Origin of the sequence: Methylobacterium terrae (assembly GCF_003173755.1) — a bacterium.
GTDB lineage: Bacteria > Pseudomonadota > Alphaproteobacteria > Rhizobiales > Beijerinckiaceae > Methylobacterium > Methylobacterium terrae.
On the sequence record NZ_CP029553.1, the window covers coordinates 164,819 to 190,593 of the forward strand.

The following is a 25,775-nucleotide window of genomic DNA, read 5'->3' on the forward strand; positions in this document are numbered from 1 at the left end:
AGGACGCGGTGAGCAAGGCGCCGGTGACGAAACGCGGACCAGTCAAGGCGGCGGCCGCACCGTTCGCCGAGATCGTGATGGTGTGCGCCAAGTGCGCCAAGCGGCAGGGGGTCGGCGCCAAGGCGGTGCGGGGCGGGCTGAAGCGCGCCCTGAAGGCGGATCGCCGCGGCCGCAAGGTGCGGGTGGTCGAGACCGGATGCCTCGGCCTGTGCCCGAAGCGCAGCCTGACGCTCGCCACCACCGGCTCCCTCGGGGCCGGCCGCCTCGTGGTGATCGACCCCTCCCTGGAGCCGGCGGCGATGCTCGACGCCCTGCTGCCCGCGCGGACCGATCGGCCGTGACGGCGGTGCGAGCCGGCACGGGCCCGGGCCTCGGCCGCCGCCTGCTGCGGCGGGTGCCGCTCCTCGGCGCCGCGATCGGCGTCGTGCTGGCGCTGTGGCTCGTCGCCGCGAACGACGTCGGCGCGGTGGCGGACGCCTTCGGGCGCGTCGGCCTCCTCGGCATCGGTGCGGTGGTGCTGGTGCGGGTCGCGATCATCGGGCTGTGCGGCGTCGCCTGGGCCCGGGTCCTCACCGGCCTCGTCGGTGTCGCCACCGGCCCGTTCGTGCTGCTGCGCTTCGTGCGCGAGGGCGTCAACGTGCTCCTGCCCGTCGCCTCGGTCGGCGGCGAGGTGCTGGGCGCGCGCCTCCTCACCTTCTGGGGCGTGACCGGCGCGGCGAGCGCCGCCGGCATCCTGGTCGACATGTTCTTCCAGGTCGTCACCCAGACGTTGTTCGCGCTGACCGGCGTGGTGCTGCTGAGCCGGATCGAGGGCGAGCAGGCGGCGACCCTGGCGGCGTGGTGCGCCAAGGGACTCGTCCTGAGCGGCGTCGTGCTCGCCGCCTTCTTCGCGGTCCAGCGCTACGGCGGCGCCGGCGCGATCGAGCGGCGCGTGACGGCGCTCGCCCGCCGCTTCGCGGCGGAGGGCGGCGCAGGCCCGGCCGGCGGCGGCGTGCAGGCCGCCCTCGACGCGGTCTGGGACCGCCGGCGCTGGCTGCCCCTGGGCCAGGGCTTCCTGCTCCATCTCGCGGCCTGGTTCCTCGGCGCGCTGGAGATCTGGATCGCGCTCCGGTGCATCGGCATCGACGGGGTGACGCTCGCCGAGGCGGTGGTGCTCGAGTCGCTCAGCCAGGCGATCAAGTCCGCGGCCTTCCCGGTCCCGAGCGGGCTCGGCGTCCAGGAGGGCGGCTTCGTGCTCCTCGGCAGCCTGTTCGGCATCGATCCGCACACCGCGCTCGCCCTCTCGCTGGTCAAGCGGGTGCCGGACGTGGTGCTGGGCCTGCCGGGGCTGATGGCCTGGCAGGCGATCGAGGCCCGGCGCGGGCTGATGGCGCCGAAGGCGGCGCCACCCGCGATCTAACGATCCGCCTTCGCCGCTGCCGCCCGGGCCAGCACGTCCGGCGTGTCGGGCGCGCTCATGGCGCGGGCGGCGGTCTCGGCGGTGTGGCCGCTCGCGTCGCGGCGGGCCGGATCGGCGCCGCGGGCGAGCAGGGCCTCCACCATCTCGACCCGGTTGAACATCGCGGCCGTCATCAGGGCGGTGCGCCCGTCCGGGCCGGCGCCGTCGATCGCCGCCCCGCCGTCGAGGAGAGCGAGCACCACCGGCATCGCACCCTTGAACGCCGCCGCGGCGAGCGGGGTCTGGCCGCGGTCGTTGGCGATCTCCGGGTCGGCCTCGTGCGCCATCAGCGCGCCGACGGTCTCGACGTGGCCGTGATAGGCCGCGAGCATCAGGAGCGTGTCGCCCTTGTCGTTGCGCAGGTTGGGCGGCAGGCCCATCGACAGCAGCTCCGCCAGCTCGGCGTGGTGGCCGAGCCGGGCATACTGGAACACCCGGCCCGCGAAGGCGATCGTATCCTCGTCCATCGCCGGCCGCGCCGGGGCATCCGGCTCCTCGTTCTGCATCGCGTTCGCGTCCATTCCTCGTCGACGCGGCATATCGGGCGGGCGGGGGCGCCGCCAAGAGGGGCGCCGCCAAGAGGGGCGCCGCCAAGAGGGGCGCCGGCAAGGCGCGGCCGGGGATGCCGGGCGGCGCCCTGCCGTCAGGGCATTAGGAACAGATTCACTACACGCCGCGGAACCACGCTGCACGGCGAAGCTATAGCATGGATATTCATCGCCGCCTGGGCATCTTGAGCGCGACAAAGCTCCCGAGCGTGAGAAACACGTCGTGACCGCCCTCTATGATTGTATTACCGGAAATCACGACCTCAAGTTGGTTTTCCTCGCAGCCGTCGTGTGCAATCTCGCTGCGGCGACCAGCCTGACGCTCCTCGATCACGCCCGCGTGAGCGCCGGGAAGGGGCGCCGGCTCTGGCTCCTCACCGCCGCCCTGGCGGGCGGGACCGGGATCTGGGCGACGCACTTCATCGCCATGCTGGCCTTCTCGCCCGGCATCGCCTCGGCCTACGACCTCGGCCTGACCGGGCTGTCCCTGACGATCGGGATCGGCATGACGGCAGCCGGCTTCTGGATCGCCCTGCGGCCGGCCCTGCCTGCCGCCGCCTGGCTCGGCGGCGCGCAGATCGGCCTCGGCGTCGGCGCGATGCACTTCACCGGCATGGCGGCGTTCGAGGTCGCGGGCCGCATCGCCTGGGATCTCGGCCTGGTCCTGGCGGCGCTCGCGGCCGGGACCGGGCTCGGCAGCCTCGCGCTCGCCGCCACCCTGCGGGACGGCTCGGTCCGGACGAAGCTCGTCGGGGCCGGCCTGATGGTGCTGGGCATCTGCGGCCTGCACTTCACCGCGATGACGGCCGCCGTGATCGTCCCGGACCCGAGCGTGGCCTTGTCGGGCACCGCGGTGCCGGCGGAGATGCTCGCCGTGGCGGTGGCCATCGCCAGCATCACGATCCTGGTCCTGGCCTTCGCCGGCTTGTGGCTGCACCTGCGCGACGAGCGCCGCTCGGTACTCGAGGGCGACCGGATGCGCGGGCTCGCCAACGCCGCCGTCGAGGGGCTGGTGGTCTGCGACGGCGACCGGATCGTGACCGTCAACGACAGCTTCGCCGACCTCGTCGGCCGCCCGGCCGAGGCGCTGACCGGGGCGGTCCTGGCGGACCTCCTCGCCGAGCCGGCCGTGGCCGGCGCCGAGGCGCCCGAGGCGCAGCTGCGCCGGGCCGAGGGCGGGACGATCCCGGTCGAGGTCATCCGGCGCACGATCGACTTCGCCGGCCGGCCGCACGCCGCCCTGGCGGTGCGGGATCTCCGGGCGCGCAAGCGCGCCGAGGCGCGCATCGCCTACCTCGCCCATCACGACGCGCTGACAGGCTCGCCGAACCGCACCAGCTTCAACGACCGGCTGGCGCAGGAGCTGGCGCTGGCGAGGGCCGCCGGCCGGCCGCTGGCGGTCCTGTGCGCCGACCTCGACCGGTTCAAGGAGGTCAACGACCTGTTCGGCCACGCCGCCGGCGACGCCCTGCTGCGCGCGGTCTGCGCGGCGATCGCCGGAGCGCTCGCCCCGGGCCAGATGCTGTCCCGGCTCGGCGGCGACGAGTTCGCGGTGCTGGCGCCGAACCTCGATGCCGCCGCCGCCGAGGCGCTCGGCGAGGCGATCCTCGACGCCCTGCGGCAGGCCGAGATCGGTCCGGCCGGCGCGATCGCGGCGGCGAGCCTCGGCATCGCGCTCTTCCCGCACGACGGCGAGGAGGCCGAGACCCTGATGGTCCAGGCCGACACCGCGCTCTACCGCGCCAAGCAGGAGGGCCGCGGCCGCCTGCGCTTCTACGAGGCGCGGATGGGCGCGCAGGTCCGCGAGCGGCGCTCCCTCGAGCACGACCTGCGTCACGCCGTCGAGCGGGGCGAGCTCAGGGTCGTCTACCAGCCCCAGACCCGCATCGACACCGGAGAGACGGTGGGCTTCGAGGCGCTGCTGCGCTGGCAGCACCCGGAGCGCGGCACCGTGCCGCCGAACCTGTTCATCCCGATCTCCGAGGAGACCGGCAGCATCCTCGGGATCGGCGAGTGGGTCCTGCGCGAGACCTGCCGCGAGGCCGCCTCGTGGGAGAAGCCCCTGCGCATCGCCGTCAACGTCTCGGCGGTCCAGCTCCACGCCCCGGGCTTCGCCGAGCTGGTCCACGAGGTCCTGGTCGTCACCGGCCTCTCGCCCGCCCGGCTGGAGCTCGAGATCACCGAGACGGCGCTGATCCGCGACCTGCCGCGGGCGCTGGCGACGCTCAGGCGGGTCAAGGCGATGGGGGTGCGGATCGCGATGGACGATTTCGGCACCGGCTACTCGTCGCTGTCGAACCTGCGCGCCTTCCCGTTCGACAAGATCAAGATCGATTCCTCCTTCACCCGCTCCGTCGACACGAGCGAGCAGGCCGCCACGATCGTGCGCTCGGTGCTGGGCCTGGGTCGCGGCCTCGGCCTGCCGGTCCTGGCGGAGGGCGTCGAGACCTCGGCCGAGCTGGCCTTCCTCGGCGCCGAGGCCTGTCACGAGGCGCAAGGATACCTGTTCGGCCGCCCCGGCCCGATCGACGGCTTCCGGCACCTGACGACGGGCCGAGCCCTTCCCGCCGAGGACGCCGCGTAGGCGGCCTGCCCGCGAAACCGGCCGCGCGGGCTGGAAGCCGGCGGCGCGAGGCGGCATAAGCGCGGCTGAGGGGCCGTTCAGGCCCCGCCCCTACCGAGACGAGACCCCATGACCGTCAAGGCCGTCGCCACGCAGCCCTTCCCCGACCAGAAGCCCGGCACCTCGGGCCTGCGCAAGAAGGTGCCGGTCTTCCGCCAGCCGACTTACGTCGAGAATTTCGTCCAGGCGATCTTCGACTGCCTGCCCGACCGGGCCGGCACCACCCTGGTGGTCGGCGGCGACGGGCGCTTCCTCAACCGCGAGGTGGTGCAGACGACCCTGAAGATCGCGGCCGCCAACGGCTTCGCGCGCATCCTGGTCGGCCGCGGCGGCCTGCTCTCGACCCCGGCGGCCTCCTGCGTGATCCGCCAGTACGGCGCGATCGGCGGCGTGGTGCTCTCGGCGAGCCACAACCCGGGCGGACCTGAGGGCGATTTCGGCATCAAGTTCAACGGCCGCAACGGCGGCCCGGCGCCCGAGCCGGTGACCGAGGCGATCTTCGCCCGCACCAAGGCGATCACCGAGTACCGCATCGTCGAGGCCGACGACATCGACCTCGACGCGCTCGGCGACGTCACTCTGGCCGGGGCCACCGTCACGGTGATCGATCCGGTGGCGGATTACGCCGCGCTGATGGAGACCCTGGTCGACTTTCCCGCCATCGCGGCCCTGTTCCGCTCCGGCTTCCGGATGCGCTTCGACGCGATGAGCGCGGTGACCGGCCCCTACGCCGTGGAGATCCTGGAGCGGCGCCTCGGCGCTCCCGCCGGCACGGTGGTCAACGCCGAGCCGCTGCCCGATTTCGGCGGCCACCACCCGGACCCGAACCCGGTCCACGCCCACGACCTGATGGCCGAGATGACCGGCCCCGACGCGCCCGATTTCGGCGCGGCCTCCGACGGCGACGGCGACCGCAACATGATCGTGGCGCCCCACCTCTTCGTCACCCCGAGCGACAGCCTGGCGATCCTGGCCGCCCACGCGCATCTCGCGCCGGGCTACCGGGACGGGCTCTCGGGCATCGCCCGCTCGATGCCGACGAGCCGCGCCGCCGACCGGGTCGCGGCGTCCCTCGGCATCCCGGCCTTCGAGACCCCGACCGGCTGGAAGTTCTTCGGCAACCTGCTCGATGCCGGGCGGATCACGCTCTGCGGCGAGGAGAGCGCCGGCACCGGCTCGAACCACGTGCGCGAGAAGGACGGGCTGTGGGCGGTGCTGCTCTGGCTCAACCTGCTCGCGGCGACGGCCAAGCCCGCCGACCGGGTGGTGCGCGACCACTGGGCAACCTATGGCCGCGACTACTACGCCCGCCACGATTACGAGGAGGTGGAGAGCGCCGCCGCCGAGGGCCTGATGACGGCCCTTCGCGAAAAACTCGCCGGGCTGCCGGGTCAGAGCTTCGGCGGGCTCACCGTCGAGACCGCCGACGACTTCGCCTATACCGACCCGGTCGACGGCTCGGTGACGGCGCGCCAGGGCGTGCGGATCCTGTTCCGCGAGGATGCCCGCGTGGTCTTCCGCCTGTCGGGCACCGGCACGGTCGGGGCGACGCTCAGGGTCTATCTCGAGCGCTTCTCGAAGGACCGGCTCGACGCGCCGACCGCCGAGATGCTGGCCCCGGTCGTGGCCGCCGCGGAGGCGATCGCGGGGATCGCGCAGCATACCGGCCGGACGGAGCCGTCGGTCGTGACCTGAGCGGGGTGGAACGACCCCTCAACCGTTGCAAGAGGCTGCACGGGGACGATCAAAGCGCGGGGATCCCCTCTCCCCGCGGGCGGGGAGAGGCCTGAACTCCGAAGGGGCTCAGGGAGCTGCGAACCGCAGGTTCGCCGCGGTGGTGAGGGGGTGGTTCCAGAGGAGCCTCACTCGTCGAGACCCCCTCACCCTCGCTCCACCCGCGAGGAGAGGCGAAACTCGCGCCTCCCCCTTTGCCGGGCAGCCCTGCCCGTTGCAGGGGAGAATATCCCCGCCGGCCGGGAAACCTGACCGCCGCACAACGCCGGCTTCAGCCGCGGTTCAAGGCCGGCGCGCGATCGTGGCGACGTGCCGGGGGCCATGACCGCCCCGGGCCTCATCAGCCGAAGGCCGCCCGCCATGACTGCGCGCTTCCCGCGCTCCCTGATCCCAGGCTCCCTGATTCTCGGCGCCCTCGCGCTCGCTGCCCTCGCCGGCCCGGTCGCCGCGGCCGATCTCGACGAGGAGCCGCCGCCCCGCTTCGAGGGCCGCGGCGACTGGCGGGCGCCGCCGCCTCCCCCGCCCCGCTTCGTGCAGGCGCCCGAGGGCTGCCGGGTCTTCGTCAAGCGCCGCATCGATGCGTACGGCGACGAGGTGGTGCGCCGGGTCCGGGTCTGCGACGAGGGCCCCGGAGACCGGGCCGGCTATCGCGACGGACCCCGCTGGGGCGGCCCGCCGCCCTGGCCGCCGCGCCACCGGCACTGGGACGACGAGCCCGGGCCCGGCCGCTGGTGAGGGCTCACAGGTCGATCGGGATCTCGGTCCCGATCGTCACCTCGGTCGCGTCGACCCGGCAGGTGAAGGCGTGCGCCGCCACGCCCGCACCCCGCGCCCGCCGGAAGGCTGCGGCGAAGCCCGGGTCGAGGTCGCCGGCGACGGTGAAGCGCCCGGCCCGCATCTGCACCACCCAGATCACCATCGCCCGCCCGCCCAGGCGCACCACCTCGGCGAGTTCGTCCATGTGGCGGGCGCTGCGGGCGGCGACGCAGTCCGGGAACTCGGCGAGGCCGGGCCGGCGCATCAGGTGGCAGTTCTTCACCTCGACGTGGATCGGGCCGGCGGCGTCGCCGGCGAGGAAGTCGACCCGGCTGGCGCGGCCGTAGGCGACCTCCGCCCGCCACGACGTGGCGCCGGCGAGCGGGGGCAGGCGCCCCTCCCGAAAGGCTTCCGCCACGAGCGCGTTCGGCCGCGCGGTGTTGATGCCGACCCATTGCGGCCCGCCCGGCAGCTCGGCCTCGACGAGTTCCCACGACCAGGCGAGCTTGCGGGCCGGATTGGTCGAGGCGGAGAGCAGCACCGGCCGGCCGGGCGCGACGAGGCCCAGCATCGCCCCCGGATTGGCGCAATGCGCGGTGACGAGGCTCCCGTCGGAGAGCTCGACATCGGCGAGGAAGCGCTTGTAGCGGCGCACCAGCCGCCCCTCGGTCAGCGGGCCGGGGAAGCGCATCGGCGGGAGACGTTGTCGGTGGGCATTCCGGGCGCTTACCCCGACGATCCCGGGGTGTCACGCTTGAGCCGGGTCGGGCGCCGGGATAAGGCGGGCGTCAACCGTGTCGCTTCGTTCACGAGGATCCCCGATGCCTGATGCCAGCCCCGCCCCGGTCACGGCCGCCATCCTGGTCATCGGCGACGAGATCTTGTCCGGACGCACCAAGGACAAGAACATCGGCTACATCGCCGAGTACCTGACCAATTCGGGCATCGACCTGCGCGAGGTGCGGGTGGTGCCGGACGTGGCCGAGGAGATCGTCGGTGCGGTGAACGCCCTGCGGCAGCGCTACACCTACCTGTTCACCACCGGCGGGATCGGCCCGACCCACGACGACATCACGGCCGATTGCGTGGCGCAGGCCCTCGGCGTCGGCATCGACGTCGATCCCCGCGCCCGCGCGATGCTGCTCGAGCGCATCAAGCCGGAGGACCTCAACGAGGCGCGCCTGCGGATGGCCCGGATCCCGTTCGGCGCGGATCTCGTCGAGAACCCGATCTCGAAGGCGCCCGGCTTCATGATCGGGAACGTGATCGTGATGGCCGGCGTGCCCTCCATCATGCAGGCGATGCTCGATTCGGTCGCGCCGCGGCTGAAGACCGGCGCGCGCGTGACCGCCGAGACGATCGAGGCCGGCAACCTGCCGGAGGGCGGCTACGCGGAGGGGCTCGCCCTCATCGCCAAGGCGCATCCGGGCGTCTCGATCGGCTCCTACCCGTCGATGACGCCGGCGGGCTTTCGCAACCAGATCGTGGTGCGCGGCCGCGAGCCCCAGGCGCTGGCCGCGGCGCGCACCGAGATCGAGGCGCTCCTGGCGCGCCTCCAGGCAGAGCGGAACTGACGCACGATGGCTGCTCCGAGCGACAAGGCCTTCCCGGTTTCCTGGGACCAATTCCACCGCGACGCCCGGGCGCTCGCCTGGCGCCTCGCCGGCGCCGGCCCGTTCGAGGCCATCGTCTGCATCACCCGCGGCGGCCTGGTGCCGGCGGCGATCGTGGCGCGCGAACTCGGCATCCGGCTCGTCGAGACGGTGTGCGTGGCGAGCTACCACGACTACCAGGAGCAGGGCGCCCTCCAGGTACTCAAGGACGTGGCCCCGAGCGTCCGCGCCATCGGCGACGGCAGCGGCCGCGGCGTCCTGGTCCTCGACGACCTGACCGATACCGGCAAGACCGCCCAGGTGGTCCGCGCCATGCTGCCGAACGCCCACTTCGCGACCGTCTACGCCAAGCCCGCCGGCCGGCCGCTGATCGACACCTTCGTCACGGAGGTGAGCCAGGACACCTGGATCTACTTCCCGTGGGACATGGGCCTGTCCTACCAGGCGCCGATCCAGCCCGGAACGTCCGGTTAAGTTGAACGGCCCGCTAACGCGATCCGGGGCTTTCGCCGTACCAGTTGAGCGAGGTCTTGGGTCTGTTCGCGGGCCCGGGCCCTCGGCCCCCGAATCGATAAAATTGCGCGGATCCATTTCAGCGCCGGCCAGCAGGTCGGCGGCCATTCTCCTTCGTAACGAAGGGGATGGCGCAGATGACCACGGGTTTCGGGCGGCAGGTGAAGCGGGTTCTGGCCGGTGCGGCGATGATCGCGGCGGCCCTGGTCTCGGCCCAGACCGGCGAGGCGACGGCCCAGACGCTCGCGGCCCTGCCGATGCCGAGCGCCGGCGCCCCCGACCTCGGCCACGCCCGGCCGATCGTCGGCTGGGTCGAGTTCTGCGCCCGCTACGCCTCCGAATGCGCGGTCGATCCGAGCGAGCCGGCCCAGGTGACGCTCACCCCGCGGCTGTGGCAGACGGTCACCGGCGTCAACCGCCAGGTCAACACCAGCTTGCGCGCCGTGACCGACATGGAGCATTGGGGCGTGCCGGACCGCTGGGACCTCGCCGAGGACGGCTCGGGCGATTGCGAGGACTTCCAGCTGCTCAAGCGCAAGCTGCTGGCCCAGGCCGGCCTGCCGCGGCGCGCGATGCGGATGACGGTGGTGATCGACGAGAAGGGCGAGGGCCACGCCGTGCTGATGCTGCGCACCGACCGCGGCGATCTGGTCCTCGACAACAAGACCAGCGCCGTGCTGCCCTGGCACAGGACCGGCTACACCTTCATCAAGCGCGAATCGCAGGACGCCACCGCCTGGGTCTCGCTCGGCGGCGCCACCGCCCCGACCGTCACCGCCAACCGCTGAGACGCCGAATCAGGCGAAAATTCTGCGTCTCGAATTGGAACCAAAGTGCGGCAGGGGCGTTTATCAGGGTTTAAATTTTTCGGTTGAGCCCCGCCCTGCCCCGTGGCAGCTTGGATGCAAGAACCAAGCTCAACGAGTCGATGGGGCAATGCGGGCAGTGATGGACGGCCTTGGCCGCGCGATCCACCTCGATCGCCAGGGCCTGCTGATGCGCGGCGCCCGGGTGGCGCAGCTGGGGCTTCTCGGGACGCTGCTGCTGATCGGCGGCGCCACGACGCAGGGACAGACCCAGACCCTCGCGGCCCTGCCCGATGCCAGCGTGGCGATCGAGCGCGGCGGTGCGGCCAAGCCCGTGAGCGCCTGGACCGACTTCTGCAACCGCTACCCGGCGGAATGCGCGGTCGACACCAAGGAGCCGACGGCGCTCACCATGACGCCGGCCCTCTGGCGCACGCTGACCGCGGTGAACCGGCGCGTCAACGGCCGCATCCGCCCGATGATCGACCAGGACCATTGGGGCGTGGTCGACCGCTGGGACTTTCCGGACGACGGCCAGGGCGATTGCGAGGATTACCAGCTCCTCAAGCGCCGCATGCTGGTCGAGCGCGGCCTCGCCCGCCGGGCCCTGCGCATGACCGTGGTGATCGACGAGATCGGCGAGGGCCACGCGGTCCTGATGGTCCGCACCGACCGCGGCGACTACATCCTCGACAACAAGACCAACGCCATCCTGCCCTGGCAGCGCACCGGCTACACCTACGTGAAGCGCGAGGGCCAGGACGGCCTCGCCTGGGTGGCGCTGAACGGCGTCGCCTCGCCGGTCACCACGGCGAATCGCTGACGGCGGCGCGGCCCTCGAAGGGGGTTCGAGCGAGCCTGACGGTGAGCACTGCCCCCGCTCGCCGCCCCCCCCAGAGCTGGCCGTCATCCTTCCACGGCGTTCACACGGAACCCGCGTCATTTCCGGCTCCGCGGGGCGGCCCAGGCACGACGCTGCGTGCTTGAAACGACGGGGCGAACCAGACAGCCGTCAGGCGCCCGAGACCAGGTGGGCCAGGTCGAGCACGACGCGGCCCGAGACCAGGCTCCAGCCGCAGGCCAGCATCGTCGCCAGCATCACGAACGGGATCGGCCGCCCCTCGATGCGCCGGCCGCGCAGGGTGTTGCGCAGGATGATGAACGGCGCCCCGAAGGCGAGCAGCGGCAGCGAGGCCACGGCCACGAGGCCACCGCTCGACAGGAGCCCGAAGCTCGCCCGCCGCGCCGTCGCCCACTCGAAGGCGCTCGCCAGCAGGCCGGCGAAGGCGAGGCCGAGCACCAGGGTCTGCAGGTTCTCGATGGCGGAGGGCGAGAGGTTCATGGGAGGTAAAACTCCGGTCGGCGCGTTCGTCCCACCCTGCGCCGGACGCGATTTCGGGTTATGGTTAATTTTTCGTTATCCACAGGTCTTTGCGATCGATCCCATTGCGGGATTTGCCGCCGCATGGCGCGCCCGCGCCACAGAAATCCGCCGCGCACCCACGTTCCGGTAAGGAGCCGTTAACGGTCGAAGCCGAACGTTCGGGACAATGCTCCTCCGCGGGCATCGATCGAACGAATCGGAGGCGGGCGCCATGGGGCCTGCACTGAGCGCCGCTGCGGCGCGACTGGAACGGGATGAGTTTCGCGCGTCGCGGGTCGGCCGGCCGCCTTTTGGCGGGCAGGCCGGCCTGAGCCGGCCGGTCTCGGCCGACCGGCGCCTGATGCTCGCGGCCGCGCTCGGGCTCGCCGGCTCGCTCGGCCTCACGGGAATCGTGGCGGCCTGGCTCGCCCGCCCCCCCGCGCCCGCGAGCCCCGTGGTGGTGAGCGCCCTGACGCCCCGGCCGCTGGTCTTGCCGGCCGCCTGGCTCGTGCGGCCCGGCGCCGCCGAGGCGGCACACGAGCGGATCGACCTGGCGATTCCCTGGACCGAGTTGACCGGCACCGTCCTGCCCGGCCTGATGCGGGTGACCGCGACCCGGGCGCCCGAGACCGAGGCGCCGCTGAGCCCGGCGCGGCGCTACGCCCGCTTCCTCACCGCCGAGGCGCAGCCGACGGCCGGGGGCCTGATGCGCCGGCGCTTCCGGGCCGGCACGCCGTTCGAGGGCGAGGATCTCTACCTGGCGGAAGGCGAGGGCAGCCGGTTCGCGGCGCGCTGCACCACCGGGCGCGCGCCCGAGCCGGACGCCGCCTGCCTGAGCGAGATCCGGGTCGGCAGCCTCGCCCTGCGCCTGCGCTTCTCGGCCGAGCGGCTGCCGGCCTGGAGTGCCGGCCTCGCCGGGCTGGAGCGGGTGTTCGGCCCCGATCCATGACGGGCGGGGCCCCTCTCGTTCGGGACGACGTGTCCCGGACTACTCGTCCAGGTCGGTGTCGAGGATCGCCATCGAGAAGTTGAACGAGCGGTCGCCGTCCTCGTCGTCGACCGACAGCACGCCGACGAATTCCTCGCCGATATAGACCTCGGCCGAGTCCGTCTTCTTGGGACGGGCGACGAGGCGGATGTTGTGGTTCGCGAAAGTGCGGCGAAGGTAGCCTTCCACCTTCGTCATCTCGGTCTTGTTCACGCTGACCTCTTCACGCGCTTGCGGATCCCCCGCACCCCGAGCGGGCGCGGGATCATGCCGCCTTCAACGAGGATCCCGGCCTGCGGGCACGGGATGCGACGACGCCCCTCCCCGCCGGCCGGGCCACGGGGACGACCAACCGGAACGGCCCACGGGGTCTCTCGGGGCGATGGATCCCCGCCTTGCCACGGCGGGGCCGGGCGGGCAAGGCGGCTTTCAGATGCCGTCCATCAGGTGGATGAACTGGTCCATCGCGCGGGCCGGGTCGGAGCAGCCGGCCGAGCCGACGACCCGGGCCGGCACGCCCACCACCGTGGTGCAGGGCGGCACGGCCTGGAGCACCACCGAACCGGCGGCGACCCGGGCGCGGGCCCCGACCTCGATGTTGCCGAGGATCTTGGCGCCGGCGCCGATCATCACGCCCTGGCGGATCTTCGGATGGCGGTCGCCGCCGTGCTTGCCGGTGCCGCCGAGGGTGACGTCGTGCAGCATCGAGACCTCGTCCTCGATCACCGCCGTCGAGCCGACGACGAGGCCGGTGGCGTGGTCGAGGAAGATGCCGCGGCCGATCCGCGCCGCCGGGTGGATGTCGGTCTGGAACACCTCGGAGGACCGGCTCTGGAGGTAGAGCGCGAGGTCGCGCCGGCCGCGCGTCCACAGCCAGTGGCCGAGGCGATGCGCCTGGATGGCGTGGAAGCCCTTGAAGTAGAGCACCGGCTCGATCGCCCGGCCGGCGGCCGGATCGCGGTCGATGACCGCGCCGATATCGGCCCGGAAGGCCTGGCCGATGCCGGGATCGTCCGCCACCGCCTCGCCGAAGCTCTGGGCGATCAGGTCGGCGGTGAGTGCCGGGTGGCCGAGCCGCGAGGCGACCCGGTGCGCCACCGCCGATTCGAGGGTGGCGTGGTTGAGGACGCTCGCGAAGAGGAACGAGGCCAGGCGCGGCTCGTCGCGCATCACGGCCTCGGCCTCCTGGCGCAGCCGCCGCCAGACCGGATCGACGGTGCCGGCGACCGGGTCGGCGCCGGGATTCGTGGGCGCGGGGCTGAACGACAACGGCCTTCTCCTCGGCAGGGACGAAGCGCGGAAACTCTCCTCCCGCCGGTCCTGGATGGGAACGCCGTCACGCGTGACCGCATCGTCCCCGGTCATAGCGTGGAGCGGCGCACCCGGTTCATCAAGCCCCCGCGGCGCGGGTCAGGGCTGCCGTCAATCCCCGTCCGGGCGAAACACGTAGCCCATGCCGCGCACCGTCTTGATGAAGCGCGGGTTGCCCGGATCGGGCTCGACCTTCTTGCGGATGCGGTTGATCCGCACGTCGATCGCCCGGTCGAACGCCTCGGGGTCGCGGGCATCCGCCAGGTCGAGCAGCCGCTCGCGGGTCAGCACCCGCTTCGGGTTGTCGAGGAAGGCCTTGAGCAGGGCGTATTCCGAGCGGGTCAGGATCTGCTCGGTCCCGGCCTCGTCGCGCAGGCGCAGCGTCTCGGTGTCGACGATCATCCGGCCGAAGCGCACGCCGGTGCCGGGGGCCGTCGCGGGTTCGGGGAGCGCGGCGCGCGTCTGCGCCGCCCGGCGCAGCACCGAGCGGATCCGGGCCACGAGCTCGCGCAGCTCGCAGGGCTTGGGCAGGTAGTCGTCGGCGCCGAGTTCGAGGCCGACCACCCGGTCGATCGGGCTCGCCGTCGCGGTCAGCATGATGATCGGAATCGTCGAGCGGCCCTTGAGATCGCGCACGATCGAGAGCCCGTCCTCCTCCGGCATGTTGAGGTCGAGGACGATCAGGTCCGGGGCGACCTCGGCGAGCCTCTGGCGCAGGGCGCGGCCGCCGTCGCACAGGCTGACCTCGAAGCCGTGCATCCGGAGGTAGTCGCCCACCATGGCACGGGCATCGGCCTCGTCGTCGACCACGACGACGTGCGGCGCCGGTCCCGTCATCGTGCCGCCCGCAGGCGGGACGCCCGCCCCGATCCGCGCCTCGTCCTCATCCCGCATCCCCGTGCCGGAGCGGCCCCGAAAGCCCGGGGCGCCGGAGCCCGACAATGCCGCGCCGGACGCCGTCCGTCCACGTGCCGCAGGAGGAGTCGTGGGCGCTGCAAGACTCTTGTCCTCAAGCAAGACTCTCGTCCTCAAGAAGACCCTCCGCTGGCGAACGCACCGGAATGCAGCGTCAGGCGAGGATGCCGGCGAGGCGCGCGGCGATCCGGGCACGGGAGGCGGCCGAGAGCGCGCCCGGCGCCTCGGCCTCGATCAGGGCGGCGATCTGGGCCAGGTTCGGGCCGCGCGGACGCGAATCCTGGAGAAGGGCGTTCAGGGCATCGAGGTCGCGCCGCCAGGGTGCGTCCTCCGACAGGGGAGTGGCGCTGGCACCGACTTGTCCCGGGACCACGTGAAGCATGGCGTGCCTCCGTTCACTGCAAGCGCGGCGCTTGTAGGCGGGTTCTGTTACTCGAGCATTGCATCCCGATCCGTGGCGACGGCGATGTGCTCTCGCGCACCAGACGCGACGTCTCCTCGACCGCGCGCGCCGAAATCGTCGCGGGTGCCGTCTCAAGACGCGGCCGCTCCGTCGATCGGTCGCGACCGGGGGATTCGAAGGAAGCGGGGCCCGTCGTCCGTCGCCACCTTGTCGTCATGCCGCCGAGCCGCCAGGATGGAGGTCTCACGCCTTGCGGACAAGTCCGCGCCGCCGGCGTCACGGACGGTCGATGAACGACGACGACATCCTGCTCCTGCTGCCGGACGACGAATCCGGCGAGACCCTGCCCGCCGCCTCATGGCTGGTGATGGTGGTCGACGACGATCCCGCGGTGCACGAGGGTACCCGCTTCGCCCTGTCGGGCTACAGCCTCGACGGCGCCGGGCTCGAGCTCGTCTCGGCCTATTCGGCGGCGGAGGCCAGGTCCCTGCTGTCGGCCCGCCGCGGCGTCGCCGTGATCCTGCTCGACGTGGTGATGGAGACCGACGACGCGGGCTTGCGGCTCGTCGACTTCATCCGGCGCGAGCTGAAGGACGAGACCGTGCGCATCATCCTGCGCACCGGCCAGCCCGGCCAGGCGCCGGAGCGGCGGGTCATCGTCGACTACGACATCAACGACTACAAGGCGAAGACCGAGCTCACCGCCGACAAGCTGTTCACCAGCCTGACCGCGGCACTCCGCGCCTATCAGCAGCTCAAGCGCCTGGAGGAGACCCGGCGCGGGCTCGAGATCATCGTCGACGCCGCCCCGATGCTGCTCGACTACAAGTCGATGCAGCGGCTGGCCGAGGGCGTGCTGACCCAGGTCGGCTCGCTGCTCAACGTCGCCTGCGAGGGCATCCTGGTCCTGCGCGAGCAGACCGGGCCGCAGGACGCGGTCAGCGTGCTCGCGGGCTCGGGCTGCTACCAGCACCTCGTCGGCGGGGACGGGGCGAGGCCCCTCGACGACGACGTGCGGGAGATCGTCGCCCGCGCCTTCGCCGAGCGGCGCCACACCTTCGGCGACCGGTGGTCGACGCTCTACGTCCACACCGCCAGCGGCAGCGAGATCGTCGCCCTCCTGAAGGCGGACCGCTCGCTGTCGGAGACCGACTGCGCCCTGATCGCGCTGTTCACCTCCCGGCTGTCGGTCGCCTTCGACAACGTGATCCTCTACGAGCGCCTGCAACGGGCCAATATCGGCCTGGAGCAGCGGGTGGTGGAGCGCACCGCCGAGCTGATGCGGGCCAATCGCCGGCTCGCGATGCAGCGCTCGGACCTGCGGCGCGCCAACCAGCTCAAGACCGAGATCCTCGGCACGGTCGCCCACGACCTGAAGAACCCGCTCGCCGTCATCCTCGGCCGGGCCGAGATGCTGGGCGACATGATCGAGGCGCGGCCGCAGCCGACCGAGGCGATGCACGCCCAGATCGGCCACATCCGCGAGACGGCGCGCCGCCTCACCGGCATGATCGAGACCCTGATCGCCGATGCGATGAACGACGCCCTCGACATCGCGCTCCGGCGCGAGCCGGTCGATTTCGCCGCCCTCGCCCGGGAGGTGTCGCAGGCCAACGCGCCGCTCGCCGAGACCAAGAGCCAGACCCTGCGCTCGCAGATCCCCGACAGCCTCTATCTCTGCGGCGACGCCGAGCGCCTGCGCGAGGCGATGGACAACCTGATCTCGAACGCCATCAAGTACTCGCCTGTCGGCGCCGAGATCGTCGTCACGGTGGCGCGCGAGGCGGTCGATACGATCTACGCCGTGCGCGACCACGGGCCCGGCCTGTCGCCGGAGGACAATGCCCGCCTGTTCGGCCGCTTCCAGCGCCTCTCGGCCAAGCCCACCGCCGGCGAGGGCTCGACGGGCCTGGGGCTGTCGATCGTCAAGCGCATCGCCGAGCTGCACGGCGGGCGGGCCACCGCCGAGTCCCACGCGGGCGAGGCGGGCTCGACCTTCGCGATCCGGCTGCCGAACATCGCCACCGAGGTGCTGTGAGCGCGCCGAGTTGCCTGTCGGTCAGGGAGCCATACAAGCACAGCTCTGGAGGGGGACGGGGGCTGCTAACCCCGCCCCCTTTGACGCTCCGACTACCCGAGCTGTACGCGGAGGATCAGTGTCACGCTGGTCCTCCGCACTCGTTCATAGACCATCAAAACGCGAAAGCGTGGCCGAAACCACCCCGTCGTCGCCTCCTGGGTTCGTGACCGGCGGGGTTCTCGCCCGGAGACGCCCGGCCGCCTGCCGGGCGCGGGGCCGTGACGCCCTGGCGCTCTTTCGCTCGATCACGACGTCGGATGACCAAGGGTCAGGCGCATCGGCAAGCCGTAGCCGACGCGGCGCCGCCTCACCCCGCGTCGCTCGCCCCGAGCCCCTGCTCGTGCGGGTCCGTCACCGCGTCCCGGATCGGGCTCTTCGCCTTCGGGGTGATCTTGAGGGCGGTGAGCGCCAGCGGGTCGAGGCCGTGATCCGCCTCGCCGCAATGGGCGACGAGCTGGTCGCGCATCCGCGGGGTCCAGAACGCCACGATGTGCTTGTGGATGCCCGCCACCGCCTCGTCCTGCGGGTAGGAGCGGAAGAACGCGGCGATCTGGTTCGCCATGCGGACGAGCTTCTCGTTGGGATCGACGGCGCTCATGTGCGAAACACTCACGGAACGGTCAGGCGCTCGGGCGCGGTGAACAGGGTGACGGTGTCGTGGCGGGCGATCGCCGCGAGCGTCAGGCCGTGGAGCGCGGCGCGCTCGACGGCGAGCGAGGTCGGAGCCGAGATCGCCACCAGGATGGCGGCGCCGAAGCTCGCCGCCTTCTCGACCATCTCGAACGAGCAGCGACTGGTGATGACGAGGAAGCCGTCCTCGGGCCGGGCGCCGGCGCGCAGGAGCGCGCCGATCAGCTTGTCGAGGGCGTTGTGGCGCCCGACATCCTCGCGCACCGCGACGACGTGGCCGTCGCGGTCGGCCCAGGCGGCGGCGTGGACCGCGCGGGTCTCGCGGCCGAGCACCTGGAGGTCGTCGAGGGCCCTCACCGCCCGCTCGACCGCCGACAGGGAGACCGTGACTCCTCGCGCCGAGCGCCGCTCGGCGCGCGGGATGTCCTTCAGGTCGTCGATGCCGCAGACCCCGCAGCCGGTGCGGCCCGACAAAGCCCGCTTGCGGGCGAGGTGCTCGCGCAGGCGCCCCGGGGCGAGGTCGACGACGAGGCGCAAGCCCCCCTCCCCGGCCTCGACCACGGCACCGCGGATCTCGTCGGCGCTCGCCACGACCCCTTCGGTCAGGCTAAACCCGTAGGCGAAATCCTCGAGGTCGGCCGGCGTCGTCATCATGACGGCGTAGGGCACGTCGCCGTAGATCACGTTCACCGGGGTCTCGACGGCGAGCGGACGAGTCCCGTCCCGCCCCTCGCCGCGCCCGTAGGCGACGACGCGGGTCGCGACGGAGACGCTCGTCGCGACGCCGCTATTCTGCGGCATCGAGGGTCTGAATGATGCGGGTGAGGGAGATGTCTTCCTCATAGAACCGGGCCTGCCAATCGGAGGGCCGGTTGGTACGCCGAACCTGCACCGCCGTCACCTTGTACTCGGGGCAGTTCGTCGCCCAGTCCGAGTAGTCGGTGGTGATGACGTTGGCGCCGGTCTTGGCGTGGTGGAAGGTGGTGTAGACCACGCCCGGCTGCATCCGCTCGGTGACCCGGGCCTTGAGCGCGATGTCGCCCGACCGGCTCTCCAGGCTGATGAGGTCGCCGTCGACGATGCCGCGGCTCTCGGCGTCGAAGGGGTGGATCTCCAGCACGTCCTCGGGATGCCACAGCGAGTTGTGGGTGCGCCGCGTCTGCGCCCCGACATTGTACTGCGACAGGATCCGGCCGGTGGTGAGGACCAGCGGGAACTTGCGGGTCGTGCGCTCGTCGGACGGCACGAACTCGGTGAGCATGAACCGGCCGAGGCCCCGCACGAAGCGGTCGACATGCATCATCGGCGTGCCCTGCGGCGCCTTGTCGTTGCACGGCCACTGGATCGAGCCGAGTTCCTCGAGCTTGGCGTAGGAGACGCCGGCGAAGCTCGGAGTGAGCGCCGCGATCTCGTCCATGATCTCGGACGGATGCGTGTAGTGCATCGGGTAGCCGAGCGCGTTGGAGAGCAGCATCGTGCCCTCCCAGTCGCCGTAGCCGCCCATCGGCGCCATGACCTGGCGCACACGGCTGATCCGCCGCTCGGCGTTGGTGAAGGTGCCGTCCTTCTCCAGGAACGAGGCGCCCGGCAGGAAGACGTGGGCGTATTTCGCGGTCTCGTTCAGGAACAGGTCCTGGATGACGATGCACTCCATCGCACGCAAGCCGGCGGTGACGTGGTGCGTGTCGGGATCGGACTGGGCGATATCCTCGCCCTGGATGTAGAGTCCCTTGAAGGTGCCGGCGACGGCCTCGTCGAGCATGTTGGTGATGCGCAGGCCCGGATCGGGCGAGAGCTGCGCGCCCCACAGGGCCTCGAAGGTCTCGCGGGTCGCGTCGTCCGAGACGTGGCGGTACCCGGTCAGCTCGTGCGGGAACGAGCCCATGTCGCAGGAGCCCTGGACGTTGTTCTGGCCCCGCAGCGGGTTCACGCCGGCGCCCGGCTTGCCGATATTGCCGGTGGCCATGGCGAGGTTCGCCATGCCCATCACCATGGTCGAGCCCTGGCTGTGCTCGGTCACGCCGAGGCCGTAGTAGATCCCCGCGGCCCCGCCCTTGGCGTAGAGCCGGGCGGCCGCCCGGACCTCGGCCGGGTCGCAGCCGGTCAGCTCCTGCACCGTCTCGGGCGCGTGGCGCTCGTCGGCGATGAAGCGGGCCCAGATCTCGAAGTCCTTCAGGTCGCAGCGGGCCCGAACGTAGGCTTCGTCGATCAGGCCCTCGGTCACGACGACGTGGGCGAGCGCGTTGACGATCGCTACGTTGGCGCCGGGCTTGACCGGCAGGTGGTGGCTCGCCTTGATGTGGGGCGACTTGACGAGGTCGATCCGGCGCGGGTCGATCACGATCAGCTTGGCGCCCTGGCGCAGGCGCTTCTTCATCCGCGAGCCGAAGACCGGGTGGCCGTCGGTCGGGTTGGCGCCGATCACCAGGATCACGTCGGATTCCTCGACCGACTTGAAGTCCTGGGTGCCGGCCGAGGTGCCGAGCGTCGACATCAGGCCGTAGCCGGTCGGCGAGTGGCAGACCCGGGCGCAGGTATCGACGTTGTTGTTGCCGAAGCCGGCGCGGACCAGCTTCTGGACGAGGTAGGCCTCCTCGTTGGTGCAGCGCGACGAGGTGATGCCGCCGATCGAATCACGCCCGTACTGGGCCTGGATGCGCTTGAAGGCGGAGGCCGCGTGCTGGATCGCCTCCTCCCAGGACACCTCCCGCCAGGGATCGGTGATCTTGTCGCGCACCATCGGCTTGGTGATGCGGTCCTGGTGGGTGGCGTAGCCGTAGGCGAAGCGGCCCTTGACGCAGGAATGGCCTTCGTTGGCCTTGCCGTCCTTGTAGGGCACCATGCGGACGATCCGGTCGCCCTGCATCTCGGCCTTGAAGGCGCAGCCGACGCCGCAATAGGCGCAGGTCGTGACCTTGGAATGCTCCGGCTGGCCCATGGCGATCACGGACTTCTCCTGGAGCGTCGCCGTCGGGCAGGCCTGCACGCAGGCGCCGCAGGAAACGCACTCGGAGTTGAAGAAGTCGGTGGGACCTGCCGCCACCCGCGAATCGAAGCCGCGGCCGGCGATGGTCAGCGCGAAGGTGCCCTGCACCTCCTCGCAGGCCCGGACGCAGCGGTTGCAGACGATGCACTTCGACGGGTCGTAGGCGAAGTACGGGTTCGACTCGTCCTTCGGGAGGTAGAGCTCGGAATTCTTCGAGACGTGGTTGGCGCCGTCGTAGCCGTAGCGCACCTCGCGCAGGCCCACCGTGCCGGCCTGGGTCTGCAACTCGCAATCGCCGTTGGCCGAGCAGGTCAGGCAGTCGAGCGGGTGGTCGGAGATGTAGAGCTCCATCACGCCCTTGCGCAGGCGCGCGAGCTTGTCCGACTGGGTGTGCACCACCATGCCGTTCTCGGCGGGCGTCGTGCAGGAGGCCGGCGTGCCGCGCCGCCCGTCGATCTCGACGAGGCAGAGGCGGCAGGAGCCGAACGGCTCGAGCGAATCGGTGGCGCAGAGCTTCGGGATCTGGGGGCCGGCATGCATCGCCGCCGCCATCACCGAGGTGCCGGCGGGCACGGTCACGGATCGGCCGTCGATCGTCAGCGTCACGCTCTGGTCGGAGACGCGGATCGGGGTGCCGTAGTCGATTTCCTTGATGAGGGCCATGGCTTCAAGTCCTCACTCCGCCGCCAGCGGCAGCTTGGCGCCGCGGCCGGAGAAATCTTCCGGGAAATGGGTGAGCGCGCTCATCACCGGCACGGGCGTCAGCCCGCCCATGGCGCAGAGCGAGCCGTCGGTCATGACCTCGCAGAGGTCGGTGACGAGGGCGAGGTTCTCGCGGGGCGACTCGCCGGCGATCACCTTGTCGATCGTCTCCATCCCCCGCACCGCGCCGATGCGGCAGGGCGTGCACTTGCCGCACGACTCGGTCGCGCAGAACTCGAAGGCGAAGCGGGCCTGGCGCGCGAGGTCGACGGTGTCGTCGAATACGACGATGCCGCCGTGGCCGAGCAGGCCCTTCTTCGCCGCGAAGGCCTCGTAGTCGAGCGGCGTGTCGAGGAGCGTGTCGGGGAAGTAGGCCCCGAGCGGCCCGCCGACCTGCACCGCCCGCAACGGCCTCCCCGAGGCGGTGCCGCCGCCGAAATCCTCGATCACCTCGCGGAGCGTCAACCCGAAGGCGGTCTCGATCAGGCCGCCGCGCGCGACGTTGCCGGCGAGCTGGATCGGCAGGGTGCCGAGGGAGCGGCCCATACCGTAGGCGGCGTAGGCCTCACCCCCGTGCTCCAGGATCCACGGGATTGCAGCGAAGGACAGCACGTTGTTGACGAGCGTCGGCTGGCCGAACAGGCCCTTGAGCGCCGGGATCGGGGGCTTCGCCCGCACGATGCCGCGCTTGCCCTCCAGGCTCTCGAGCAGCGAGGTCTCCTCGCCGCAGATATAGGCGCCGGCGCCTAAACGCACCTCGAGGTGGAAGGCCTTTCCGGAGCCCAGCACGTTCGCGCCGAGGAAGCCCGCCCGCTCGGCGGCACGAATCGCGGTCTCGAGCGCCGCGAAGGCGTGCGGGTACTCGGAGCGGCAATAGATGTAGCCGCGGGTGGCCCCGACGGCGACCGCGGCGATCGTCATGCCCTCGATCAGCGTGAGGGGATCGCCCTCCATCAGCATGCGGTCGGCGAAGGTGCCGGAATCGCCCTCGTCGGCGTTGCAGACCACGTATTTCTGCGGGCTCTCGGCCAGCATCACCGTGTTCCACTTGATGCCGGTCGGGAAGCCGGCACCGCCGCGGCCGCGAAGCCCCGACGCCTTCACCGCCTCGACGGTGCCGGCGGGCCCGGCCGCCAGCGCGGCCTCGAGGCCGCGATAGCCGCCATGCGCCCGGTATTCCTCGACCGAGGCCGGATCGATGATGCCGCAACGGCCGAAGGTCAGGCGCTGCTGGCGCGCGAGGTAGGGATGCTCCTCGGGCCGGCCGATACGGAGAGCGTGCGCCCCACCCTCCGCCAACCCGGCATCGAGCAGCGATTCGACGTCGCCCGGCCGTACCGGCCCGTAGGCGATGCGGCCTTCGGGCGTCGCGACCTCGAGCAGCGGCTCCAGCCACAGCATGCCGCGCGAGCCGGTGCGCACCAGGGTCACGTCGAGGCCTCGCGCCGCGGCAGCCCGCGTCAGCGCCCTGGCGACCCGGTCGGCCCCGAGAGCGAGGCTCGCGGCATCCTTCGGCAGGTAAAAGGTGATGCTCACGCCGCGCGCTCCGTCAGGGCATCCGCCAGGGCGTCGAGGTCGAGGCGGCCGACCGGCTCGCCGTCGACGAGGGCGGCCGGGGCGCAGGCGCAGAGGCCGAGGCAGAAGACCGGCTCCACCGTCACCTGCCCGTCGCGCGTGGTGCCGTGCCAGGCGACGTCGTAGCGGCGCAGGACGTCCTCGTGCAGCGCGTCGGCGCCGACCGCCTGGCAGGCCTCGGCCCGGCACAGCTTCACCGTGTGGCGGCCGGCCGGCTCGCTTCGGAAGTCGTGGTAGAAGGTGATGCAGCCGTGAACCTCGGCCCGCGACAGGTTCAGCGCGTCGGCGATCAGCGGCACCGCCTCTCCGTCGACGTAGCCGAAGGTCTCCTGGAGCGCGTGCAGGATCGGCAGGGTCGCGCCCTCGCGCCGGGCGTGCTCGGCGATGATCCCCGCCGCGCGCCCGGAATCCCAGGGCTCCCGGCCCGCACCTCGGCCAAGTTCGTGGCTCGGCATGTTTTCCAGCCCAGATCGTTATCGTTCTAGGCTGCAGCCTCTCCGGTCCGGGCCGTCGGATCAATCGCGCGGTTCGGTGGTACGACAAGGAATTTTTGTCAAAACAAACGCGTTTGCGGGAAATAGGCCGAACAAGCTCGGGATATGCGACGAAAGTCGGGGAGCGTTCGACGCTCTCAGAGCGCCGCCACCTCCGCCGCCAGCTCCGGCGCGATCGCCCGCGCCTCGGACAGGAAGGCGGCGACCAGCGGGGTCATCGGGTCGCGCTCGGGCACGACGAGGCCGATCGTGTGGCTGACGTTCGGATCGGTGATCGGCACCGCCCGCACCCGCTCGGTGAGGCGGAAGGTCTCGGCGAGCGCCGCCGGCATGATGCTCGCCCACTTGGCGGTGCGAACGTGGGTGACGAGCACGATCATCGAGTTCGACTCGAGGAGAGGCGCCGGCTCGGCGCCGGCGGCGCGCAGGTGCCGATCGATGATGCGCCGGTTCTGCATCGCCGGGGTGAGCAGGCAGAGCGGGATCCGCCCGACCTCGGCCCAGGTCACGCTCTCGCGCCCGCCATAGATCCCGTCCGCGGCGGTGAGCAGGCGGTAATGCTCCCGGTACAGCGGCAAGGCGGTGACGCGGCCGAGCGGCTCGTCCTCGATGTAGGTCAGCCCGGCATCGAGCTCGAGGTTGGCGATCTGCCGGATGATCTCGTGCGAGGTCGCGGACTGCACCGAGAAGCGCACCGCCGGGTGGCGGGCTCGGAACGGCGTGGTGAGCGCCGCCACCATCGGGGTCGCGGTCGGCACCGCGGCCATCCGCAGCGTGCCCGAGAGGCCGCGGCGCAGGGCCGCCACCTCCTGGCGCATGGCGCGCGCGTCGCCGACGATGCGCCGCGCCCAGTCGAGGACCCGCTCGCCCTCCGGGGTGAAGCCCTGGAAGCGCGAGCCGCGTTGCACGAGAAGCACACCCAGGCGCTCCTCGAGCTGCTTGACGCCGGCCGAGAGGGTCTGCTGCGACACCCCGCAGGCCTGGGCGGCGCGGCCGAAATGCTGCTCGCGGGCCAGAGCCAGGATGAATTCGAGGCGCTCGATCATCGAAGGGTCATCGAGGGGTCACGGGCCCGTCCGGCCGTCCACAGGAGCGCCGCGGGATGGAGCGCGCTTGTACGGAATCATTCGAGCCTCACGACGAATGTCCAGTGCCCACAGGCGAATTCGGAACGCCGATGCGACGCCAACGCCGTTGCGCTTGCGGCGCCATTGTGGTGAGAGACGCCGACCGGGTCTCGGCCGGCTTTACGGCCGCAGGGCGGCGGGCCGGCAACCGACGGCCGGGACAGGACGGCGCTCCCGCCGCGCGGGCAGCCGTTGCCGGCAGACAGCCTGTTGGGGAGCATCGAGGGCACCATGGGGATGGCGAGGGCGCAAGGACGGCCGACGGGCCGGGGCTTCTGGGGACGCGCCGCGGCGCTGGCTGCGACCGGGATCCTCGGCTCCGCCATCGTCGCGACGGGCGCGAACGCGGCGGGCGTGGGCCAGCCGGTGCCGTGGCAGATGGACCTGCAGAAGCCGGTCACCGAGGTGGCGACGGAAATCTACAATTTCCACCACCTCCTGAACTGGATCATGCTGGTCGTCGTCCTGTTCGTGCTCGCCCTGCTGATCGCGGTGATCGTCAAGTTCAACGAGACGAAGAACCCGACGCCGTCGCGCACGACGCACAACACGATGCTGGAGGTCGCCTGGACGATCGTCCCGGTGCTGATCTTGGTGGCGATCGCGATCCCGTCGTTCCGCGTGCTGCGCACCCAGCTCTCCGATCCGAAGGCCGACCTGATGGTCAAGGTCATCGGCCACGCCTGGTACTGGTCCTACGAGTACCCGGAGGCCGTCGGCGGCTTCAAGTTCGACGCCAACCTGCTCGAGGGCGAGGACCAGGTGAAGTCCGGCCAGCCGAAGCTCCTCGCCACCGACAACGAGGTGGTGGTGCCGGTGAACAAAATCGTGAAGATCCAGGTCACCGCCGCCGACGTGATGCATTCCTGGGCGATGCCGTCCTTCGGCTTCAAGATCGACGCGATCCCGGGCCGCCTCAACCAGTTCTGGTTCAAGGCCGAGCGCGAGGGCGTCTATCACGGCCAGTGCTCCGAGCTGTGCGGCCAGCGCCACGCCTACATGCCGATCACCGTGAAGGTGGTGAGCGAGCAGGCCTTCCAGGCCTGGACCGCCGAGGCCAAGACCAAGTTCGCCCGCACCGACGGCGGGCCCAAGTTCGCCGACGCCCGGTAGGCGATCACCGATTTCATGATGCGGGGCGTCGCCGACGGCGCGCCCCGCCCGTTTCGA

At 71.6% G+C, this 25,775-nt stretch carries 25 protein-coding genes; 12 read left to right on the forward strand and 13 right to left on the reverse strand.

The window, feature by feature from the left end; translation table 11 throughout:
• Nucleotides 1–8 precede the first annotated feature (8 nt).
• Nucleotides 9–341, forward strand: a complete 333-nt coding sequence (locus DK419_RS29120) for a (2Fe-2S) ferredoxin domain-containing protein (RefSeq protein WP_208642258.1) — start codon at nt 9–11, stop codon at nt 339–341.
• Complete coding sequence (locus DK419_RS00720) at nt 338–1,399, forward strand: lysylphosphatidylglycerol synthase domain-containing protein (RefSeq protein ID WP_245442775.1); 1,062 nt, start codon at nt 338–340, stop codon at nt 1,397–1,399. Before DK419_RS29120 ends, DK419_RS00720 begins: the two co-directional genes overlap by 4 nt.
• Here the strand turns inward: DK419_RS00720 and DK419_RS00725 are convergent.
• Nucleotides 1,396–1,959, reverse strand: a complete 564-nt coding sequence (locus tag DK419_RS00725; RefSeq protein WP_245442776.1) for an ankyrin repeat domain-containing protein — start codon at nt 1,957–1,959, stop codon at nt 1,396–1,398. The genes DK419_RS00720 and DK419_RS00725 overlap by 4 nt on opposite strands.
• 250 nt (nt 1,960–2,209) lie before the next feature.
• On the opposite strand from DK419_RS00725, the gene DK419_RS00730 reads away from it, so the two are divergent.
• The 3 genes from DK419_RS00730 to DK419_RS00740 all read left to right on the forward strand — a co-directional run bounded on the left by DK419_RS00730 (nt 2,210) and on the right by DK419_RS00740 (nt 7,078).
• Complete coding sequence (locus DK419_RS00730; protein WP_109957408.1) at nt 2,210–4,570, forward strand: bifunctional diguanylate cyclase/phosphodiesterase; 2,361 nt, start codon at nt 2,210–2,212, stop codon at nt 4,568–4,570.
• 108 nt (nt 4,571–4,678) lie between these two features.
• Nucleotides 4,679–6,304 carry an alpha-D-glucose phosphate-specific phosphoglucomutase gene (locus DK419_RS00735; RefSeq protein WP_109957409.1) on the forward strand — a complete coding sequence of 542 codons (1,626 nt, stop codon included), beginning with the start codon at nt 4,679–4,681 and terminating at the stop codon, nt 6,302–6,304.
• Nucleotides 6,305–6,703: 399 nt separating this feature from the next.
• Complete coding sequence (locus tag DK419_RS00740; protein WP_109957410.1) at nt 6,704–7,078, forward strand: hypothetical protein; 375 nt, start codon at nt 6,704–6,706, stop codon at nt 7,076–7,078.
• A gap of 4 nt (nt 7,079–7,082) precedes the next feature.
• Here the strand turns inward: DK419_RS00740 and sfsA are convergent, their stop codons facing one another.
• Nucleotides 7,083–7,790, reverse strand: coding sequence for a DNA/RNA nuclease SfsA (gene sfsA, locus DK419_RS00745; RefSeq protein ID WP_109957411.1), 708 nt, complete (start codon nt 7,788–7,790; stop codon nt 7,083–7,085).
• 130 nt (nt 7,791–7,920) lie between these two features.
• Between sfsA and DK419_RS00750 the strand changes: the two genes are divergently transcribed.
• The 4 genes from DK419_RS00750 to DK419_RS00765 all read left to right on the forward strand — a co-directional run bounded on the left by DK419_RS00750 (nt 7,921) and on the right by DK419_RS00765 (nt 10,854).
• Nucleotides 7,921–8,673 (forward strand): competence/damage-inducible protein A, encoded by a 753-nt coding sequence (locus DK419_RS00750; protein ID WP_109957412.1) that lies wholly within the window; start codon nt 7,921–7,923, stop codon nt 8,671–8,673.
• A 6-nt stretch (nt 8,674–8,679) separates the two neighbouring features.
• Nucleotides 8,680–9,186 carry a xanthine phosphoribosyltransferase gene (gene gpt, locus DK419_RS00755; RefSeq protein ID WP_109957413.1) on the forward strand — a complete coding sequence of 169 codons (507 nt, stop codon included), beginning with the start codon at nt 8,680–8,682 and terminating at the stop codon, nt 9,184–9,186.
• A gap of 176 nt (nt 9,187–9,362) precedes the next feature.
• Nucleotides 9,363–10,013 carry a transglutaminase-like cysteine peptidase gene (locus DK419_RS00760; protein ID WP_109962036.1) on the forward strand — a complete coding sequence of 217 codons (651 nt, stop codon included), beginning with the start codon at nt 9,363–9,365 and terminating at the stop codon, nt 10,011–10,013.
• A gap of 148 nt (nt 10,014–10,161) precedes the next feature.
• Nucleotides 10,162–10,854, forward strand: coding sequence for a transglutaminase-like cysteine peptidase (locus DK419_RS00765; protein WP_109957414.1), 693 nt, complete (start codon nt 10,162–10,164; stop codon nt 10,852–10,854).
• Between the two features lie 189 nt (nt 10,855–11,043).
• Here DK419_RS00765 and DK419_RS00770 read toward each other — a convergent pair whose 3' ends face one another.
• Nucleotides 11,044–11,373: a DUF6949 family protein gene (locus tag DK419_RS00770; RefSeq protein ID WP_109957415.1), complete on the reverse strand. Its 330-nt coding sequence runs from the start codon at nt 11,371–11,373 to the stop codon at nt 11,044–11,046.
• A gap of 253 nt (nt 11,374–11,626) precedes the next feature.
• On the opposite strand from DK419_RS00770, the gene DK419_RS00775 reads away from it, so the two are divergent.
• On the forward strand, nt 11,627–12,343 hold the full coding sequence (locus DK419_RS00775; RefSeq protein ID WP_245442777.1) for a hypothetical protein: 717 nt from the start codon (nt 11,627–11,629) through the stop codon (nt 12,341–12,343).
• A 39-nt stretch (nt 12,344–12,382) separates the two neighbouring features.
• On the opposite strand, the gene DK419_RS00780 is transcribed toward DK419_RS00775, so the two are convergent.
• The 4 genes from DK419_RS00780 to DK419_RS00795 form a co-directional block, all read right to left on the reverse strand.
• Nucleotides 12,383–12,580, reverse strand: coding sequence for a DUF3126 family protein (locus DK419_RS00780; protein ID WP_210344710.1), 198 nt, complete (start codon nt 12,578–12,580; stop codon nt 12,383–12,385).
• 231 nt (nt 12,581–12,811) lie between these two features.
• A complete protein-coding gene (gene cysE, locus DK419_RS00785; RefSeq protein ID WP_109957416.1) occupies nt 12,812–13,651 on the reverse strand; it encodes a serine O-acetyltransferase in 840 nt (279 codons plus the stop codon).
• A gap of 153 nt (nt 13,652–13,804) precedes the next feature.
• Nucleotides 13,805–14,530, reverse strand: a complete 726-nt coding sequence (locus DK419_RS00790) for a response regulator (RefSeq protein ID WP_109957417.1) — start codon at nt 14,528–14,530, stop codon at nt 13,805–13,807.
• A 232-nt stretch (nt 14,531–14,762) separates the two neighbouring features.
• Entirely contained in the window at nt 14,763–14,990 is a 228-nt protein-coding gene (locus DK419_RS00795) for a hypothetical protein (RefSeq protein ID WP_109957418.1), read from the reverse strand.
• Between the two features lie 310 nt (nt 14,991–15,300).
• Here DK419_RS00795 and DK419_RS00800 point away from each other — a divergent pair, with 310 nt between their 5' ends.
• Nucleotides 15,301–17,049 carry an ATP-binding response regulator gene (locus DK419_RS00800; protein WP_109957419.1) on the forward strand — a complete coding sequence of 583 codons (1,749 nt, stop codon included), beginning with the start codon at nt 15,301–15,303 and terminating at the stop codon, nt 17,047–17,049.
• A gap of 349 nt (nt 17,050–17,398) precedes the next feature.
• Here the strand turns inward: DK419_RS00800 and DK419_RS00805 are convergent, their stop codons facing one another.
• The 6 genes from DK419_RS00805 to DK419_RS00830 all read right to left on the reverse strand — a co-directional run bounded on the left by DK419_RS00805 (nt 17,399) and on the right by DK419_RS00830 (nt 24,524).
• Nucleotides 17,399–17,689 carry a formate dehydrogenase subunit delta gene (locus tag DK419_RS00805; RefSeq protein ID WP_109957420.1) on the reverse strand — a complete coding sequence of 97 codons (291 nt, stop codon included), beginning with the start codon at nt 17,687–17,689 and terminating at the stop codon, nt 17,399–17,401.
• 11 nt (nt 17,690–17,700) lie between these two features.
• Nucleotides 17,701–18,522 carry a formate dehydrogenase accessory sulfurtransferase FdhD gene (gene fdhD, locus DK419_RS00810; RefSeq protein WP_245442778.1) on the reverse strand — a complete coding sequence of 274 codons (822 nt, stop codon included), beginning with the start codon at nt 18,520–18,522 and terminating at the stop codon, nt 17,701–17,703.
• Nucleotides 18,509–21,370 (reverse strand): formate dehydrogenase subunit alpha, encoded by a 2,862-nt coding sequence (fdhF, locus tag DK419_RS00815; RefSeq protein WP_109957422.1) that lies wholly within the window; start codon nt 21,368–21,370, stop codon nt 18,509–18,511. Before fdhF ends, fdhD begins: the two co-directional genes overlap by 14 nt.
• 12 nt (nt 21,371–21,382) lie before the next feature.
• Complete coding sequence (locus DK419_RS00820) at nt 21,383–22,945, reverse strand: formate dehydrogenase beta subunit (protein WP_109957423.1); 1,563 nt, start codon at nt 22,943–22,945, stop codon at nt 21,383–21,385.
• Entirely contained in the window at nt 22,942–23,439 is a 498-nt protein-coding gene (locus tag DK419_RS00825; RefSeq protein ID WP_109957424.1) for a formate dehydrogenase subunit gamma, read from the reverse strand. Before DK419_RS00825 ends, DK419_RS00820 begins: the two co-directional genes overlap by 4 nt.
• 176 nt (nt 23,440–23,615) lie before the next feature.
• Nucleotides 23,616–24,524, reverse strand: coding sequence for a LysR family transcriptional regulator (locus DK419_RS00830; protein ID WP_109957425.1), 909 nt, complete (start codon nt 24,522–24,524; stop codon nt 23,616–23,618).
• Nucleotides 24,525–24,836: 312 nt separating this feature from the next.
• Between DK419_RS00830 and coxB the strand changes: the two genes are divergently transcribed.
• Nucleotides 24,837–25,718, forward strand: a complete 882-nt coding sequence (gene coxB, locus DK419_RS00835; RefSeq protein ID WP_208642320.1) for a cytochrome c oxidase subunit II — start codon at nt 24,837–24,839, stop codon at nt 25,716–25,718.
• Nucleotides 25,719–25,775: the final 57 nt, after the last annotated feature.

Bases quoted from the DNA above. Each gene is read 5' to 3' on its own strand.
- fdhD (WP_245442778.1), bottom strand. From the start codon at position 18,522: ATGCCGCAGAATAGCGGCGTCGCGACGAGCGTCTCCGTCGCGACCCGC.
- gpt (WP_109957413.1), top strand. From the start codon at position 8,680: ATGGCTGCTCCGAGCGACAAGGCCTTCCCGGTTTCCTGGGACCAATTC.
- DK419_RS00775 (WP_245442777.1), top strand. From the start codon at position 11,627: ATGGGGCCTGCACTGAGCGCCGCTGCGGCGCGACTGGAACGGGATGAG.
- DK419_RS00795 (WP_109957418.1), bottom strand. From the start codon at position 14,990: ATGCTTCACGTGGTCCCGGGACAAGTCGGTGCCAGCGCCACTCCCCTG.
- DK419_RS00780 (WP_210344710.1), bottom strand. From the start codon at position 12,580: ATGACGAAGGTGGAAGGCTACCTTCGCCGCACTTTCGCGAACCACAAC.
- DK419_RS00790 (WP_109957417.1), bottom strand. From the start codon at position 14,530: ATGACGGGACCGGCGCCGCACGTCGTCGTGGTCGACGACGAGGCCGAT.
- DK419_RS00725 (WP_245442776.1), bottom strand. From the start codon at position 1,959: ATGGACGCGAACGCGATGCAGAACGAGGAGCCGGATGCCCCGGCGCGG.
- DK419_RS00765 (WP_109957414.1), top strand. From the start codon at position 10,162: ATGCGGGCAGTGATGGACGGCCTTGGCCGCGCGATCCACCTCGATCGC.
- DK419_RS00825 (WP_109957424.1), bottom strand. From the start codon at position 23,439: ATGCCGAGCCACGAACTTGGCCGAGGTGCGGGCCGGGAGCCCTGGGAT.
- DK419_RS00805 (WP_109957420.1), bottom strand. From the start codon at position 17,689: ATGAGCGCCGTCGATCCCAACGAGAAGCTCGTCCGCATGGCGAACCAG.
- coxB (WP_208642320.1), top strand. From the start codon at position 24,837: ATGGGGATGGCGAGGGCGCAAGGACGGCCGACGGGCCGGGGCTTCTGG.
- sfsA (WP_109957411.1), bottom strand. From the start codon at position 7,790: ATGCGCTTCCCCGGCCCGCTGACCGAGGGGCGGCTGGTGCGCCGCTAC.
- DK419_RS00770 (WP_109957415.1), bottom strand. From the start codon at position 11,373: ATGAACCTCTCGCCCTCCGCCATCGAGAACCTGCAGACCCTGGTGCTC.
- DK419_RS00830 (WP_109957425.1), bottom strand. From the start codon at position 24,524: ATGATCGAGCGCCTCGAATTCATCCTGGCTCTGGCCCGCGAGCAGCAT.
- DK419_RS00740 (WP_109957410.1), top strand. From the start codon at position 6,704: ATGACTGCGCGCTTCCCGCGCTCCCTGATCCCAGGCTCCCTGATTCTC.
- DK419_RS00760 (WP_109962036.1), top strand. From the start codon at position 9,363: ATGACCACGGGTTTCGGGCGGCAGGTGAAGCGGGTTCTGGCCGGTGCG.
- DK419_RS00800 (WP_109957419.1), top strand. From the start codon at position 15,301: ATGAACGACGACGACATCCTGCTCCTGCTGCCGGACGACGAATCCGGC.
- DK419_RS00750 (WP_109957412.1), top strand. From the start codon at position 7,921: ATGCCTGATGCCAGCCCCGCCCCGGTCACGGCCGCCATCCTGGTCATC.
- fdhF (WP_109957422.1), bottom strand. From the start codon at position 21,370: ATGGCCCTCATCAAGGAAATCGACTACGGCACCCCGATCCGCGTCTCC.
- DK419_RS00735 (WP_109957409.1), top strand. From the start codon at position 4,679: ATGACCGTCAAGGCCGTCGCCACGCAGCCCTTCCCCGACCAGAAGCCC.